Raw genomic sequence first — 15,042 nt, forward strand, 5'->3', positions numbered from 1 at the left:
GCGGCAGCGATGTTACATCATGGAAAACTGTGGTTGATGGCCCTGTGCGCACTGAGTGTGCCTGCTGTCGCCAGTGATGCCTACTCGGATGATACCGAGTTGTTTATCTATGACTTCTCGAAAGCGGGGGATTATCGGCCCAAGGTGCTGATCATCTTCGACAACTCCGGCAGTATGGCGGAAACCATGGAGCTGGAGCGAGAGAAGTACAATCCTGCCACTGTCTATCCATCGTTGAACCGGGATCCGGATACCGGCAACTCGCGTAATTATGTCTATTACTCTACCGACGGCTCGGTACCAGCCATCAACAGCAATCGACGCTTTCGCGACAGTATCAATGCTTGTGCTTCATCCAAGACCCCTCTTGGCACTGTAGGTTATTTTCAGTCCCAAGTCTGGACCTATGTCTATTCAAGCTATCGCAATGGGGTGCCTCGTCAGGGGGATTGGGAGACCATCTCTGGCGAGAACGAAGATGACATCACCATCGTCGACTGCAAGCAGGATATTCAGAACCGCAATCCGGCCAATCCTTTCAGCGGGACGCTGGAGGTGGGGTCGGTCGGTGACGGTTATCCGGTCGACAAAACCAGCAATACTCGTGGTGAGTGGTACTACACCGGTAACGCGAATGACGCCACATCGGGTAGCAACACCAGTGTAACCCTCTACACGGCCAACTATATTCGTTGGTATTACGGGCCGACGGGGTACGCCGTTGAGTCACGTCTGCGCATCGCCAAGGATGCGGTCAAGTCTGTGATCTCCTCCACTCCCGGGGTTGATTTCGGTTTGGCCATTTTCAATACCAACAACAGTACCAGCACCAATGGCGGCAGAGTTGTACGCCGCATCCTCAGCAATGACTATATGGTCGGCGCCATCACAGCCGAGCAGAACTTGCTCAATACAGTGGAGGGCCTGTCTGCCTCTACCAATACGCCACTGTGTGAAACCCTCTATGAAGCCTACCGTTTCTACGGGGGGCAACCCGTACTCTATGGCAAACAAGGCGGTACGCGGGACAAGCTCGCCGAAGACCCTGAAGGTACTTACACCTCGCCTTATGACAAATGTTCAAATAACGGCTATGTCATCTATGTTACCGATGGTGCACCAACCAGCGATACGGCTGCTGACAGCGCAGTAAAGGCGTTGACGGACTCGCTAAGCGCAGATGAGCGGGCTGCCTACGGCTCGACAGTGGGATATGGTTCTGGCACCTCCAAGAGCTATCTAGCGGCGATGGCCGGTTACATGAAGAACAAGGATGTGAACACTTCATCGCCCGGCAAGCAGACTGTGACCACGTTTACCGTGGGATTTGGTGATGAAGCCATCTCCGGGGCAGGCAATCTGCTGGCAGAGACAGCGAGGCGTGGAGGCGGTCAATACTACCCGGCGGTCAGCGCTGAAGCGCTCACGCAGGCGTTGCGATCTTCCCTGCTGGCCATTTTGCGGATAAACACCTCTCTGGTGTCACCGGCGATCACCACCAACAACTTTGACCGGACTCGCAGTCTCAACAATATCTATTACGCCATGTTCGAGCCCGATACCGGGCCGCGCTGGAAGGGCAACTTGAAGAAGCTGACCCTGTCTGGCGATGGGTATGTGGCGGATGTTAACGGCCTGCCCGCCATCAAGGCGGATGGTTCCATTCTGGAGCAGGCTCAGACCTACTGGTCATCGGAGCGGGATGGTAATTCGGTTGCCAAGGGCGGCGTGCAGGCCATGTTGGCCGAGAAGACCAATCGCAACCTTTATGTGATCAATTCAGTTGCATCACCCAAGCGATTGGACGTTTTTAACAAAGCCAACCTTGTGTCGATTGCCGGCTCTGCCGACAACCTTGCCAGCTACATGCAGCTGGCCAGTTCCACCGAACTCGACAGCCAGATCGACTGGACCAAAGGGGTCGACGTGGATGATGAGGATTATGATGACAGTACCACCATCCGCCCATACATAGTGGGGGACCCGTTGCACTCCCGTCCATTGGTGGTCAACTATGGCTGTACCATTCCTTCAGGCCAGAGCACCTGTACGCCTGACTTGCGCATCCTGATGGGAACCAATGCCGGTTTCCTGCACATGTTCAAGGACCTCGGCAGTACGGTTGATGAGAGCTGGGCCATGATCCCCTACGAGTTGCTGCCCAAACAGGAGGCTCTGCGTCTCAATGCCGAGTCTGCGGATCATCTCTACGGCGTTGATGCTTCTCCGGTGGCGCTGATCAAGGATGCCAATAGCAATGGTGTCCTCAAGGCATCAGAGGGGGATTTTGTCTGGCTGTTCTTCGGTTTGCGTGCTGGCGGCAGTAGTTACTATGCACTCGATATCACCAATCCTGATGCGCCCAGCTTGAAGTGGGTGATCAATAGTCAGACCACTGGCTTCTCGTTGCTCGGCGAAACCTGGTCAGTGCCGGAGGTAGCCTATGTACCTTGGGATGCCTCCCCGAGTAACAAGCGACTGGTGATGGTGTTTTCCGGTGGTTACGACGCCAACAAGAGCAAGGTTGGGATCGGTAGCTCCGACAGCAAGGGGATGGGGCTCTACATGGTCGATGCCGATAGTGGCGCACTGGTATTCAGTGCAACACCGGGAACGGACTCCAGTACCAACAAGCAGGTGACTGGAATGGTCGACAGTATGCCGGGGCCGGTTTCCACACTCGACAGTGACGGTGACGGGAGAACCGACCGGATTTATGCCGGGGATACGGGCGGTAATATCTGGCGTTTGGATATGCCCTCAACCAGCACAGGCGCCTGGAGCGTTTTCAAGTTCGCCAGCCTGGGGTCTGACGATGTGCAGGCGAATGACCGCCGCTTCTTTACCCAGCCGGTGGTGGTGCGGACCATTAACAAGCAAGTGACCAAGACGGTGATCAGTGGCGAAGACTATTTCTCGTTCAAGGAGAGGCCATTCGATGCCGTGCTGATTGGTTCTGGTGATCGAAACCGTCCATCGTCCGAGTCTACAGTGCAAAACGCCTATTTTATGCTGCGTGACTACGGGGTCGTTGCCAAGAACTACAACACCGGGGCTCCTGCTCCCATCACGATGACGGACTTGTATGATGTATCGGTAGATCCTCTGGCCGGTGTTACGGCGACCAATGACTTGCTCAGCCTGAGAGCGGCCATCACCAGTAAATCGGGTTGGAAGTATTGGCTGGCGGAGTCAGGAGAGAAGTCCATGGGGGCAGGGGTAGTGCTGCAAGGCAAGCTCTATTTCACTTCTTTCTTGCCGCAGGTCCAGTCATTCGAGGAGTGTACTATCCAGTCAATTGGTGCCATGCGGCAGTATATGGTCGACATGCATTACGGTACGTCTTTCAAATACGTGGTGGACCAGGATGGTAACGAAACCCCTCAGCGCTATGTGGAGGTAAACAACAAGGTGGCCGATGATCTGGTGATCCATGCGGGTGACGATTCGAAGATCCGGATTATTGGTGGCGCACCGGGTGAAGAGGTCATTCTCAAAGACGAGGGCGAGGGTGTGCCTGAGCGCTGTACCGGAGAGGGCGAGTGTTCGGAGGGGGCGGATGAGGCTGAAATGGATATGACGCCCAAGAAAATATACCTGTATGAGGATGAGCCCCAATGAAAAGGATCCTGTGGCTGATGGCCTTGTTGAGCGCAGCCAGTGTTCATGCTGGAGTGGATAGAAAATGCTATGTCGAGCTGGATAATGGTGTCTATGTCGTTATTCAGGGGACGATAACGGATAGCCAGAGGGCTGAAATCGCCTTTAAAAAGAAAGGGTTTGAAATGGATGGGCAGCTTTTAATGGTCAGGAGGGTAGTGGAGTGCCAGCCAACAGAACAGCCATTCAGCCAGGAGGCTGCCAGACAGCAGGAGGCGTCACAGCCCAGATAATGGCTAGGTGTGTAAACCCACCAGGTTGTTCACAGATTGAAGACGACTGATGGGGGGCTTATAGCCCAGACTTGCATGAGGACGATGCCAGTTGTACTCATGCAGCCACGGTTGCAAGTGTTCTGCCCGTTGCGCTGACGAGTCATAGCTCCGTGCATACGCCCATTCACGTAGCGCTGTCTGAATGAAGCGCTCTGCTTTGCCATTGGTTTGGGGCGTGTAAGGTTTGGTGCGCAAATGCTTGAGTCCCAAGCGATGACATAGCTTCTGGAAGCGTTTCGACCGATAACAGGCGCCATTGTCAGTGAGTAGCCGACTGAAACGAATACCGAGCCCGGCGTAGTAGCGAAGTGCCTGTAACAGCGCCAGGCAGGCACTGCGTCCCGTTTCATCAGGCAGCAGGGCGCTGAAGGCCACACGGGAATGGTCATCAATCGCCACATGCGCATACTCCCATCCCGCTCCACGGGAATCCAGGCGGCGGTCACCAGTCACCCGATGGCCGGGACGACGGAAGCGCCCCAACTTTTTGATGTCCAGATGCAGCAAGTCACCCGGTTTCTCATGTTCATAGCGTTGTACTGGCGCGGCAGGTTCCAGGTTAGCCAGTCGATTCAGTCCCCTTCGTTGCAGGATACGGGCGACAGTACTGTGCCCTATGCCCAGAGATTGGCTGATGTGCCGATAGGTTTGTCGCTGTTTGCGCAGTTCGATAATCCGCTGTTGGCGCAGGTCATCAATGGCATGAGGGCAGGATGCAGGTTGAGAAGAGCGATTGTACAAGCCATCAGGCCCCTCCTGGCGATATCGAGTGAGCCACTTGTAAGCGGTGCGGGTACTGACGCCGGCAGCGTGAGCGGCCTCTTCAACGCGCAGGCCCTGCTCAATGATACGCTGGACAAGAAGCTGTCGACCAAAGACGGTTAATCGGGCATTTTTATGGTTGTTCACTGGGGCACCTCGGATGATTGGTTTGGTTGGCGCCTCCAATTCTCCGGGAATGCCCCGAGTGAACAACCTACAGAGAGATCACAGCTAGCGGCACTCCTGGTCGCCGTTTCCGGGGCGTCTTGTGGGCGGCGTACAAGGCCTGAACTCTGGCGTCATCATGGCGCTTTACCTTCTCCCGACAGGAGCCCGTATCAAGGGTTTCAACGAGCAAGGAGGGGCAGATGGTGGAACGATTCAAAGGTGACGGGGCACAAGATTATGATCAGCGCATCTCGCGGCTGGTACCCAGTTATGCGCTCCTGCATCAGCTCAGTGCGGCCCAGCTGATGACGAGGCTTGGCCCTCGCGCCCGTGTGCTGCTGGTGGGGGTCGGCACGGGCAGTGAACTCTTGCTGCTGGGACAGTCCTGTCCCGAATGGCAGTTTATTGCCCAGGATATTTCGGCGGACATGCTGGCACAGGCCCGCCAGCGGGCGGAGCTGGCTGACATGGCCGAACGGGTCACATGGTGGGAGGGGCCACTACCGGTGCAGAGCCTGGGGTGTGACGGTGCGCTCTGTCTGCTGGTACTGCACTTCCTTCCCCTTGAGCAAAAAACGGCGCTACTGCGGGATATTGCCCGTCAGCTCCGGGCGGGATCTCCCTTGCTGATGGCCGACTTGATGGCGGCGCAAGATGACACCGAGCGAGCGGTTATGGGCCTGCAGGCCCATCTGGCAGGTTTACCGCTCTCGGCCAGCGAGCAGATGATACAGCGTCTGGATCGGGACTTTTTCCCCTTGAATGAGGAGCAAACCCGGCAACTGCTGGGGGCCGCCGGGTTTGGCACTGGCTGGCGCTATTTTCAGGCGCTCGGTTTTCATGGCTGGTTGGCTGAACGTGACTGATCACATTCCAGCGCCAGCAACTGCTGCTTGATGGGCAGTCCACCCGCATAACCGGTTAGGCTGCCGTTTTGGCCTATCACGCGATGGCACGGCACTATGATCGAGAGCGGATTGCGACCGTTCGCCGCGCCCACTGCCCGTACCGCCGCCGGTTTGCCGATGGCGCGGGCGATATCGCCATAACTGCGGGTCTCGCCATAGGGAATGTCGCACAGCGCCTGCCATACCGCCTGCTGAAAAGCCGTGCCGTGGGCGGCGAGCGGCAGGGTAAAGCGCTGCAGACGGCCGGCGAAATAGGCGGCAAATTCGGCAAGATAGGGGGCGAGCGCCTCACTGTCTTGTTGCCAGCCGCTCATATCGGGCAGTGTTCGCAGGCCAGCCACAAAGTCCACGTGCACCAGGCCGCGGGCGTTGATGGCGACCAGCAGATCGCCGCAGTCTGTTGGCAACATGTCATAGCGGATCATGGGTTATCTCCTCGTCATGGCTTTGGGGCGCATTGCTCCCCGTTGTGGGTGAAACCAGGCTCGCAGTGGGGGTCAATGGCTTGTTGATCAGCAGCGCTGGTTGCTCGCTCATGGCGTGCCACAGCCAGCTCGCGGCATAGCCGCGCCACGGTTGCCATGCTGCGCTTTGCGCCAATACCTCCTTCACCGGCAGCTTGTCGCCGCCCCCCAGCGCCTTTTGCAGCACCAGATCGGAGGCGGGGAAGGCGTCCGGATCCTGCCCGCAGCGCAGCCGCCAGTAGGCGACAGTCCAGGGGCCTATGCCCGGCAAGGCCAATAATTGCTCGTCGCTGGCCGTGGTCAGGGAAAGCGCACCGCTCGCGAGCGCAGCGGCGAGCCCTTGCAGCGTGCGGATGCGACTGCCGGGCATGCCGATGCCGTCGAGATCCAGTGCACACAGCTGCGCCGGTGTAGGCAGCTGGGCCACGCCGAATTGCGCCTCGGTACGCGCCACCAGCCGACCCATGATGGTGATGGCGCCCTTGACCGATACCTGCTGGCCAACGATGGCGCGCAGCATCACTTCGTACTCATCCCAACCGGCGGGTAGTCGCACCCCGGGCCAGCGTGACTGCAAACGGGCCAGCAGCGGATCCTGGCCGAGCCGCTCGCCGATGCGCTGCATGTCGGCATCGAGATCCCACATGCGGCGCACGCGATACAAGAGATCAGGCAGTGCCGCGGGCGGCAGATCATGCACTGTGAGCCTGATGCTATGGCCCTTGCCCTGCTCGATGCGGATCCATCCAGACTGATCGCCGACCCTGTGGCGCCGTTCATACACATTTCCATCGACCCGCTCCAGCCCGGGTATCGCTCGCAGCTGGTAGAACGCCAGCATGGCCTCCACATCGTAGGGGGGGCGATACGGCAATTGCAGCGTGAGTGCAGCGCCACCCTCTGCCGTCGCTTCACTTCCTTGCTGTTGTCGCAGTGCTCGGGGCGCGAGGCCATACGCCTGGCTCCAGGCATCGTTGAAGCGGCGGATGCTCGCAAAGCCTGCCGCAAATGCGATATCCGTGATGGGCAGTGCAGTTTCGGTCAGCAGCCGTTTCGCGAGCAGCAGGCGGCGCGTCTGCTCCACCTGTTTTGGCGAGGCACCAAGGTGCTGTTCGAACTGGCGGCGCAGCGTGCGCTCCGTGATCCCGGCCTGCTGCGCGAGCATTGCGAGCGTTGTGTCTGCCAGCTCGCCACGTTCGATCCGAGTGAGCAAACGGGCGAGTCCGGGCGGTAGATCGCCGCTGGCGGCAGGGGCCAGCTCGGGGCGACAGCGCAGACACGGGCGCAGACCATGCTGCTCGGCGGCAGCTGCGCTTCGGAAGTAGCGCACGTTGTGCTCGTGCGGTGGCCGCGCGGGGCAGACGGGGCGGCAGTAGATGCCGGTGGAGAGCACGCCGGTAAAGAAACGGCCATCGAAGCGCGCATCGCGGGCGAGGCGGGCTGCATGGCACTGTTCGCGGCTGAGGCTCGGGGTCCCCTCATCCTGAGGGTTGTCACTGACGGGCTGTGGGGTCATGGGATGCAAGCTCTGCATTGGGTGTATGGCTGAGAGTAAGGGGGAGAGAGCGCAGTGACTAGCCAGAAACGGACAGGAATTGAAATAAAATTGTCGTCGGGAGAGAGCCGATGACGAGGTTGAAAGCGGTCGAACCGGGCGGGCAAGTGTGAGAATCTGGGGTGACAACATCCAAGGAGGATTGCACCATGCCCGGACCCGCTCGCGCCGGCGCCCTGATCTACGCCAAGGATCTCGGCCTGCTGACCCATTTCTACCGCACCTTGCTGCAGATGGACATTCGCAGTCAGGAAGCCGGCTTAGTGGTGATGGAAAATCACGACATCCAGTTGCTGATCCACGCCATCCCCGAGTCGATTGCCTGCGATATCGATATCCAGGTGCCACCGATCCTGCGGGAAGAGGGGGCGATCAAATTGTTCTTTACCGTGCCAAGCCTCGCCTGGGCCGAGGCGAAGGCGGCCGACCTCGGTGGCGGCCTGTTGCCGCAGCAGTGGCCGGGACCGGGTTTGGTGCTGCGCAATGCGTTCGATCCGGAAGGCAATATCCTGCAATTGCGCGAGCTTCTCACCACCCCCGACCCGCTGTGATGGATTGCCCATAAAAACGGGGCAGTCTCGCTGCCCCGTTGCCCTCTTCATTTGCTGTCGCCGCATCCGTTATTTCAGATAGCGCTGCTCCAGATGCTGGCGCAGCCAGCGCGGGTTCAGTGCCTCACCGGTCGCGCGGCGGATGAGCTCATCCGTGCTGTGCAGGCTGCCCTGTGACCAGATGTGGCGACCAAGCCAGGCGAGCACCTCCGGCAGGCGACCCGCCTCGATCACGCTGCTCATGTTCCCCAGCTCTTTCTCGAGCGCAAAACGCAACTGCGCCGCATACATGGCGCCGAGCGTGTAGCTCGGGAAGTAGCCAAACGAGCCGTCTGTCCAGTGAATGTCCTGCATGCAGCCATTCTGGTAGTTGCCCCTGGTGGAGAGGCCGAGCCACTGCTGCATCTTGGCATCCCACAGCTCGGGCAGATCCGCCACCTCGATACGCCCTTCGATAAGGTCACGCTCCAGCTCGTAGCGCAGGATTACGTGAGCCGGGTAGGTCACCTCGTCCGCATCGACCCGGATAAAGCCGGGCTCGACCCGGTTGTAGAGCTTGGCCAGGTTCGCCGGGTCAAACGCCGCCTGCTCGCCAAAGTGGGCGCGAATGCGCGGCGCCAGCAGCGCCAGGAAGGCCGTATCGTGGCCGAGCTGCATTTCGCAAAACAGGCTCTGGCTCTCGTGAATGCCCATGGAGCGCGCTTCGGCCACCGGCTGGCCCAGCAGCTGACGCGGCAGCCCCTGCTCGTAACGGGCGTGACCGGTTTCATGCACTATACCCATCAGGCTGGAGACGAACTCCTGCTCGTTGTAGCGGGTGGTGATGCGCACGTCGGTCGGCACGCCGCCACAGAAGGGGTGGCTGCTCACATCGAGCCGGCCGTGGGCGAAATCAAAGCCGAGCAGCCCCATCACCTCCTGGCCGAGCGCCTGCTGATTTGCGATGGGGAAGGGACCTTGCGGGATCAAGATGGATTCATGCTTCTGCTGTTCACTCACTTGTTGGATCAGGCCGGGTAGCCAGCCGGTGAGATCGCCGAAGATCTGATCCAGCCGCGCACTCGTCATGCCGGGTTCGTACAGCGCCAGCATGGCGTCGTAGGGGCGCACATCAAGTGCCTCGGCGCGAAGGCGCGCCACTTCCCGTGACAGGGCAACCACTTCCTTCAGATTGGGGGCAAAGCCTGCCCAATCGTTGTTTTTGCGCTGGCTGCGCCAGGCGTGCTCGCACTTGCTGCCCGCGAGGGACAAGGCCTCCACCAGATCCGTGGGCAGCAGGCTCGCATCCTGCCAGTGGCGTTTTATCTCGGCGAGATTGGCGCGCTGGACATCATCCAGCGGCTCGCTTTCGGCCTTGGCTATCCAGTCGCCAAGCTCGGTGGCTGTGCGTTTGTGGTGGATCAGCACGCCGAGTTCGGCCATGGCCTCGGCGCGTGCCTTGTTACCGCCCTCCGGCATCATGGCGGCCTGATCCCAGCCGCAGATGGCGCTGAGGTGGGAGAGCCGGTGCAGCTGTTGCTGATGTTGTTCAAGTTTTTGATATGACATGGGATTGTCCTTGTTATCGTCCCTGATGGTATGCACCCCGTACCTGGCATGATCGGGGCCGATCGATGCTAACACTGCCATCGCGCGTTTTACCACCCTGGCTGAAGGGGCCTGACCAGATGACGGTTGCTGACTAGCCGAGCCGCTTCTGGTGTCGCTCGCGGTTCTCCGCCTTCTGGCGCTCGCTTTTTCGCAGCAGCACATAGAGGGCACCGCTGCCGCCGTGGCGGCGCTCGGCGCTGTGGATGGCCATGACGGCGGGCAGTTGCGGCAACCAGGCGCTGACATAGCTTTTGAGCAGGGCACGCGGCGTGCTGCGCTCCCCCTTGCCGTGCAGGATCAGCAGGCAGCGGATGTCCCGCACCTCGCAATCCGCAATGAATTGCACCAGCGCCTGACGCGCTTCATTGAGGGTCTTCTGATGCAGATCCAGGCTCGCTTGCAACTCATATTTGCCGAGTCGCAGCTTCTTGTAGACCCCCTCCTGCACCCCATCGCGCTTGAAGCCGATGATGTCATGGGGATCGCGCATCTCCACCGCCTCCATGGTGAGGTGGTCGAGTGCCAGTTGCTCGGCGGTAGCCGCCTGACGGCGCGCCAGTTGCGCTTCCGTCGGGACGGGCTTGCCCGCAGGGGAATGGATATTGTCGCTGCGAATGGGGCGTACATCGGCCACTTCATTGCGAAACAGTGAGAGTTCGTCGTTGCAAGACACGGCAGGCTCCCCGCATTGGAATGAGCGGGCATTATAGCGGGCAGGGGCGAGTCAGAAAATGGCGTCCAGCATCGGCCGGCTGATGCTGGCCGACAGGCAGGCACTATTGGCCGTTAGACAATGCCAGGCGATCGGGGGGATCGCCTGACGCAGGGGCGTTACTGCTCTTCTTTCGGCGGCTTGGCGCTCATCACCTTGTAGATGAAATAGACCGCATAGGAACTGATCAGCAGGAAGGTGCCGATAATCACCAACATGGACATGAGTCCCACGCTGTTGCCGAACATCAGGTTCATCCAGAATTCCATCTCACACACTCCTGTCATCCCATTGATGACAGGCATGATAGATACCTCTTTGGGCCTGACGAGATGATCTCGATCAAGTCCCCTTGCGGTTATTTAATCGGCAGCCTGATCTGTGAGCTGCCTCCCATTCGGCCCAGTGCGTGTTGGGACAGTCCCCCGGTTTGGCCGGGCCTTCACGTCATGCCCTTGTCGTTTACTTCGCGGCTGGATTGGTGAGCGGCGTGACGCGCCACCCTTGCTGCTCCAGCAGGGCGATCAGGCCCTGGTCGCCGTAAAGGTGCAGGGCACCTACCACGATAAAGCTCTCGTTTGGCAGGGTTGGCCACTTTTTCAGCCAGTTGTGGTTGCGTTCCGCCAGCAGGGTTTGCTCCAGCCAGGCTTGCAGCTTGGGCGGCGCCATCTCTGCTTTCAGCAGGCTGACGAGGGTGGCCTGATCCCCGTCCTGCCAGGCTTTCATCACATCGCGAAAGCCGGTTTCCAGCTGGGGAAGCTCATCCAGGGTGGTGGATAGCATCAGCGTCTGGTTGTCGCCGACGCTGGCGAGATAGCCGAGCTGTTCGAGCAGGGTCTCGAAGCCCACTATGGGCTTGCCACTCTCGGTGGCACGTTTGGCAAAGTGCTGATCCACTCCGAGTGCACTGCTGAAACCGGTGCGTTCGAGCGCGGCCTGGGTCAGGGTGATGGCGGCAAACCAGGGGCGCAGCGGGGAGAGCATGGTCTCGGTCAGGCCGTTCTGACCGGCGGCTATGATGGTGCGTCGGTAGAGATCGGCTGAGACATGATCCTTGAGCGTCTTGCCATCGGTCAGGCGGGTGATGGTGCCCATATCCTGCCACTGCTCCTCACCTATGTGGGTCAGGTCAGCTTCCATCACCAGGGCATGACTCTGTTGCCAGGCGCGCTCTATGGGGTCGGGCAGCGGATAGAGGGAGGGTTTGCCCGCATGGATGGAGCCCAGCAGCCAGTGCTGCTGGTCGCCCTTGTTCACCCGATAGAAGGCGGGATCGGCAAAGGCGGTCAAAGGCAGCAACAGGCAGAGCAGGAAGGAAATCAGCGTGCGATGAAATCTCATGAGGCACCTTATGTGAGCGGATTGAGTTCTCTATGATAAGTCCTCATTCGTCACAGCCAAGAGGTTTCCCATGCCCCATCTTCGTTTTAGGGCCGTTTCAGTCGATACCCTCCAGCAGATCAGCACCCCTTTGTTGGCTGAGCTGTGCGCCCTCACTGGCGGCAAGCCTGAATTTGTCACTCTGGAGTGTGTCGACAGCAGCTGGGTACGCAATGGTGCGATCGAAGCTGGCTTCCCGTTTGTGGAGCTGGTCTGGTTCGAGCGGCCGCAGGCGATGCAAGATGCCGCCGCAGCGCTCATCACCCGCCATCTGAAGGCGGTGCTGGGGGAGCAGACTTATGTGGTGGTACAGGTGCTGCCCATAGTCAAAAGTCACTATTACAGCAACGGTCAGCACTATTGAGGGGAGTATCGACCTTCATCCTGGCTGCGGGACAGATGGCGGGCAAGGGGCAGACGGGGGTCACATCATCAACCGCAGGGCGAGCAGGCGGTGCCACTCACCCTGTGTGAATCAAGGTTCAGGCCGACTTGGAGAGGATCCGGTCAAGCCAGCTGCTTGGCAGCAGGCGGCGCAGTATCGCAAACAACCGGGTCGGGAAGGTGACAGGGTAGCGATGCTTGGGGCGCTTGCTCTGCAGTGCATGGAGCAGTGGCGGAATGCAGGCATCGCTTGGCAGCGTGAAGCCGCTGGTGGCCCCCTCTTTTTCCAACCGGGTCAGGGTCTGGCGATAGGCGCCCTGATGACGACTCTGGGCCGGATCGATATGGCGCACGAAGGCGGCGTGGGCATTGGCACGAAAGCGGGTATCGATGGGACCGGGTTCGATCAGGCTGATGTGCACGCCACTTCCCTCAAGTTCGAGGCGCAGAGTGTCGGTATAGCCTTCAAGGGCAAACTTGCTGGCGTTGTAGGCGCCGCGATACTTCATGGCCACCAGCCCCAGTACCGAGCTGTTCTGTACTATGCGCCCCTCCCGGGCTGCCAGCATGGTCGGCAGTATCTGGCGGATCAGGTGATGCCAGCCAAACAGATTGGTGTCGAACTGGGCACGCAGCGCCTCTGTGGGCAAGTCTTCCAGTGCGCCAGGCTGGCCATAGGCACCGTTGTTGAACAGGCCGTAGAGACGGCCTCCGGCCAGCGTCAGTGCCTCGGCGGCACCCTGCTCAATGCTGGCGGTATCGGCCAGATCCAGTTGTACAGCCAGTAAACCCTGCTGTTGCAGCTGTGCTACATCGTCGGCCTTGCGAGCGGAGGCGATCACGGTAAAGCCGTGGTCACCGAGCGCCTTGGCGGCGGCGAGGCCGATACCACTGGAACAGCCGGTGATGAGCACGAAGGGGTTGGGCATAAAAATCATCCATGGTGGCGGCCTGAGTGTGGCCAAGGTGGGCATGGTAGCCTGAGTGCGACCAAAAAGAAAACCGGGCCAAGGGGCCCGGTTTGCTGAGGTTGCACCGCCTGCTTACAGTATGGTGAACGGCATTATGATGTGGAACTTGACGTCATGCTCGGAGGCGAAGATGTTGGGGTATTCGGTCCAACCGCCGCCCTGGCTGATGTCGTTGTTGTAATCTGTGTAGTGCAGTTTGAATAGAGTGCCTTTCAGCTTGCCATCTTGCACCGTGTACATGACGTCGAAGTTGGCTGCCCATTCGGTATCTTCACCGTTGGTAGCCTTGGTGCCGTCGCCTTTCTGGATATCCCAGCCGTAGGCGCCGGAGACACCGACGGACCAGCCTGGTGCACCCACCAGATCATCCAGGGAACGGGTCACGCCGAAGAACAGCGCTTTTTCGTTGTTCGCGTTCCAGTCGGAGCGGGAGTCCCACCAGATTTCGTTAGCGCCCTGGGAGTTGCCGTAGCCACGGGTCAGACGGGGCAGGTAGTTGCCTTCGCTACCCTCGGCCTTGGTCCACAGCCCTTCCACACGGAATCCGTACGGACCCATGCCCCAGGCGGCGGTCAGGGCTTGCTGCCATGCCATGCCGTCATAAGTCTCGATGTCGGCACCACCCTTCTGATAGGTGTCGGTTTCGGAACCGTAGAACTGGTAGCTGGTGGAAAGGCCGTTCAGCACGTCAAACTTGTGGGCCAGCTTGAAGTGGTAGCTGTCCATGTAGTTTTCGGAGTTACCGTAGGAACCTGTGATGGCGGTGCCGTTCTCGAAGGTGTAACGGGCGGCGACACCCTGGATGTAGTCGATGACGTTTTCATCGGCGAACGGATCCATCCATGCCTTGGCACGGGAGAACTTCTGGGTCTCCTTGTACCAGGGGGACTTGTATTCGTCGGCGATGGCGTAGGTCAGGTAGAGGCCACCGACGTTACCCTCGATCTGGCCGCCACGGTAGGTACCCGGCTGATAGGACCAGTTCACACCGATCACGCCCGGTACGTAGAGCTGGGTCAGACCGCCCTTGGCGGTGACGGCGCCGTCCAGCGCTTTCAGTTTCAGGGAGGCGTTGGCCAGGCTGAAGCCACCTTTGGGGGAGCCATCCTTGTAGTTTTCGCCCCATTTGTTGCCGGCGAAGGAGAATTCGTTCTCCTGGTTGACCGCATGGTTCTCGGTCACGGCCAGGTCATAGGCACCAAAACCACCCACGTCGATACCGACGATATCCCAGGCATAACCCGAGTTGAAGTTGAGAGCGGCTTGAGTGGTAGCGTGGCTCAGGTTGGACTGGTACTTGCCTTCTTTCTTGGCGGCAGTCGGGTCACCATCGATACGCTGACGATCACGCTGGAAGTAGAAGAGGCCACCGTTGAGTTTGCCTTCTTCATAGAATTTGCTGGCGGCGGCAGCATAGGCAGGACCGGCTTCGTCGGCAGCAAATGCCATACCGGGGGCGACCAAGGCGGCAACAACAGCTGCGCTCAATGCGGCACGCTTGAAGATCACTTTTTCCATTTTGTATTGCTCCTGATTTTATGGACTTAGCTTTTTGTCCGGCAGTCAGGCAAGGGCCCGCCGCTCGGTATTGGCATTGCAATCAAGACCCCGTAGGGCAAAAAATTCTTTCTATGTCGGCTGCGGCCGCGACGTCTTGGCACA

At 59.4% G+C, this 15,042-nt stretch carries 14 protein-coding genes; 5 read left to right on the forward strand and 9 right to left on the reverse strand.

Annotation, left to right across the window (positions count from 1 at the left end; all coding sequences use genetic code 11):
• Nucleotides 1–9 precede the first annotated feature (9 nt).
• Together GWQ29_RS04905 and tapY2 are read left to right on the forward strand one after the other, a co-directional pair.
• On the forward strand, nt 10–3,621 hold the full coding sequence (locus tag GWQ29_RS04905) for a PilC/PilY family type IV pilus protein (RefSeq protein WP_275918872.1): 3,612 nt from the start codon (nt 10–12) through the stop codon (nt 3,619–3,621).
• Nucleotides 3,618–3,893, forward strand: coding sequence for a type IVa secretion system protein TapY2 (tapY2, locus tag GWQ29_RS04910; RefSeq protein WP_265461900.1), 276 nt, complete (start codon nt 3,618–3,620; stop codon nt 3,891–3,893). Before GWQ29_RS04905 ends, tapY2 begins: the two co-directional genes overlap by 4 nt.
• Before the next feature lie 3 nt (nt 3,894–3,896).
• Here the strand turns inward: tapY2 and GWQ29_RS04915 are convergent, their stop codons facing one another.
• Complete coding sequence (locus GWQ29_RS04915; protein WP_275918873.1) at nt 3,897–4,844, reverse strand: IS481 family transposase; 948 nt, start codon at nt 4,842–4,844, stop codon at nt 3,897–3,899.
• A 221-nt stretch (nt 4,845–5,065) separates the two neighbouring features.
• Between GWQ29_RS04915 and GWQ29_RS04920 the strand changes: the two genes are divergently transcribed.
• On the forward strand, nt 5,066–5,731 hold the full coding sequence (locus tag GWQ29_RS04920; RefSeq protein ID WP_275918874.1) for a class I SAM-dependent methyltransferase: 666 nt from the start codon (nt 5,066–5,068) through the stop codon (nt 5,729–5,731).
• Here the strand turns inward: GWQ29_RS04920 and GWQ29_RS04925 are convergent.
• Both GWQ29_RS04925 and GWQ29_RS04930 read right to left on the reverse strand, forming a co-directional pair.
• Complete coding sequence (locus GWQ29_RS04925; protein ID WP_021140519.1) at nt 5,704–6,198, reverse strand: methylated-DNA--[protein]-cysteine S-methyltransferase; 495 nt, start codon at nt 6,196–6,198, stop codon at nt 5,704–5,706. The two genes, GWQ29_RS04920 and GWQ29_RS04925, sit on opposite strands and share 28 nt — an antisense overlap.
• A complete protein-coding gene (locus tag GWQ29_RS04930; RefSeq protein WP_275918875.1) occupies nt 6,185–7,753 on the reverse strand; it encodes an AlkA N-terminal domain-containing protein in 1,569 nt (522 codons plus the stop codon). Before GWQ29_RS04930 ends, GWQ29_RS04925 begins: the two co-directional genes overlap by 14 nt.
• 188 nt (nt 7,754–7,941) lie before the next feature.
• Between GWQ29_RS04930 and GWQ29_RS04935 the strand changes: the two genes are divergently transcribed.
• A complete protein-coding gene (locus tag GWQ29_RS04935; protein WP_058393543.1) occupies nt 7,942–8,343 on the forward strand; it encodes a VOC family protein in 402 nt (133 codons plus the stop codon).
• A gap of 69 nt (nt 8,344–8,412) precedes the next feature.
• On the opposite strand, the gene GWQ29_RS04940 is transcribed toward GWQ29_RS04935, so the two are convergent.
• The 4 genes from GWQ29_RS04940 to GWQ29_RS04955 form a co-directional block, all read right to left on the reverse strand.
• Nucleotides 8,413–9,891: a carboxypeptidase M32 gene (locus tag GWQ29_RS04940; RefSeq protein WP_275918876.1), complete on the reverse strand. Its 1,479-nt coding sequence runs from the start codon at nt 9,889–9,891 to the stop codon at nt 8,413–8,415.
• A 133-nt stretch (nt 9,892–10,024) separates the two neighbouring features.
• On the reverse strand, nt 10,025–10,606 hold the full coding sequence (smrA, locus tag GWQ29_RS04945; protein ID WP_113721813.1) for a DNA endonuclease SmrA: 582 nt from the start codon (nt 10,604–10,606) through the stop codon (nt 10,025–10,027).
• 158 nt (nt 10,607–10,764) lie between these two features.
• Nucleotides 10,765–10,914 (reverse strand): DUF3149 domain-containing protein, encoded by a 150-nt coding sequence (locus tag GWQ29_RS04950; protein ID WP_005311880.1) that lies wholly within the window; start codon nt 10,912–10,914, stop codon nt 10,765–10,767.
• A 193-nt stretch (nt 10,915–11,107) separates the two neighbouring features.
• On the reverse strand, nt 11,108–11,986 hold the full coding sequence (locus GWQ29_RS04955; RefSeq protein ID WP_275918877.1) for a TraB/GumN family protein: 879 nt from the start codon (nt 11,984–11,986) through the stop codon (nt 11,108–11,110).
• Between the two features lie 70 nt (nt 11,987–12,056).
• On the opposite strand from GWQ29_RS04955, the gene GWQ29_RS04960 reads away from it, so the two are divergent.
• Nucleotides 12,057–12,389 carry a DUF1904 family protein gene (locus tag GWQ29_RS04960; protein ID WP_005311886.1) on the forward strand — a complete coding sequence of 111 codons (333 nt, stop codon included), beginning with the start codon at nt 12,057–12,059 and terminating at the stop codon, nt 12,387–12,389.
• A gap of 118 nt (nt 12,390–12,507) precedes the next feature.
• Here the strand turns inward: GWQ29_RS04960 and GWQ29_RS04965 are convergent, their stop codons facing one another.
• Complete coding sequence (locus GWQ29_RS04965) at nt 12,508–13,338, reverse strand: SDR family oxidoreductase (RefSeq protein ID WP_275918878.1); 831 nt, start codon at nt 13,336–13,338, stop codon at nt 12,508–12,510.
• Nucleotides 13,339–13,452: 114 nt separating this feature from the next.
• Nucleotides 13,453–14,898, reverse strand: a complete 1,446-nt coding sequence (locus tag GWQ29_RS04970; RefSeq protein WP_275918879.1) for an OprD family outer membrane porin — start codon at nt 14,896–14,898, stop codon at nt 13,453–13,455.
• Between the last annotated feature and the right edge of the window lie 144 nt (nt 14,899–15,042).

Origin of the sequence: Aeromonas sp. 2HA2 (assembly GCF_029237345.1) — a bacterium.
Taxonomy (GTDB): Bacteria; Pseudomonadota; Gammaproteobacteria; order Enterobacterales; family Aeromonadaceae; genus Aeromonas; species Aeromonas salmonicida.

Coding starts and splice junctions, on each gene's coding strand:
- GWQ29_RS04905 (WP_275918872.1), top strand. CDS start 10: ATGTTACATCATGGAAAACTGTGGTTGATGGCCCTGTGCGCACTGAGT.
- tapY2 (WP_265461900.1), top strand. CDS start 3,618: ATGAAAAGGATCCTGTGGCTGATGGCCTTGTTGAGCGCAGCCAGTGTT.
- GWQ29_RS04920 (WP_275918874.1), top strand. CDS start 5,066: ATGGTGGAACGATTCAAAGGTGACGGGGCACAAGATTATGATCAGCGC.
- GWQ29_RS04925 (WP_021140519.1), bottom strand. CDS start 6,198: ATGATCCGCTATGACATGTTGCCAACAGACTGCGGCGATCTGCTGGTC.
- GWQ29_RS04930 (WP_275918875.1), bottom strand. CDS start 7,753: ATGACCCCACAGCCCGTCAGTGACAACCCTCAGGATGAGGGGACCCCG.
- GWQ29_RS04935 (WP_058393543.1), top strand. CDS start 7,942: ATGCCCGGACCCGCTCGCGCCGGCGCCCTGATCTACGCCAAGGATCTC.
- GWQ29_RS04940 (WP_275918876.1), bottom strand. CDS start 9,891: ATGTCATATCAAAAACTTGAACAACATCAGCAACAGCTGCACCGGCTC.
- GWQ29_RS04950 (WP_005311880.1), bottom strand. CDS start 10,914: ATGGAATTCTGGATGAACCTGATGTTCGGCAACAGCGTGGGACTCATG.
- GWQ29_RS04955 (WP_275918877.1), bottom strand. CDS start 11,986: ATGAGATTTCATCGCACGCTGATTTCCTTCCTGCTCTGCCTGTTGCTG.
- GWQ29_RS04960 (WP_005311886.1), top strand. CDS start 12,057: ATGCCCCATCTTCGTTTTAGGGCCGTTTCAGTCGATACCCTCCAGCAG.
- GWQ29_RS04965 (WP_275918878.1), bottom strand. CDS start 13,338: ATGCCCAACCCCTTCGTGCTCATCACCGGCTGTTCCAGTGGTATCGGC.
- GWQ29_RS04970 (WP_275918879.1), bottom strand. CDS start 14,898: ATGGAAAAAGTGATCTTCAAGCGTGCCGCATTGAGCGCAGCTGTTGTT.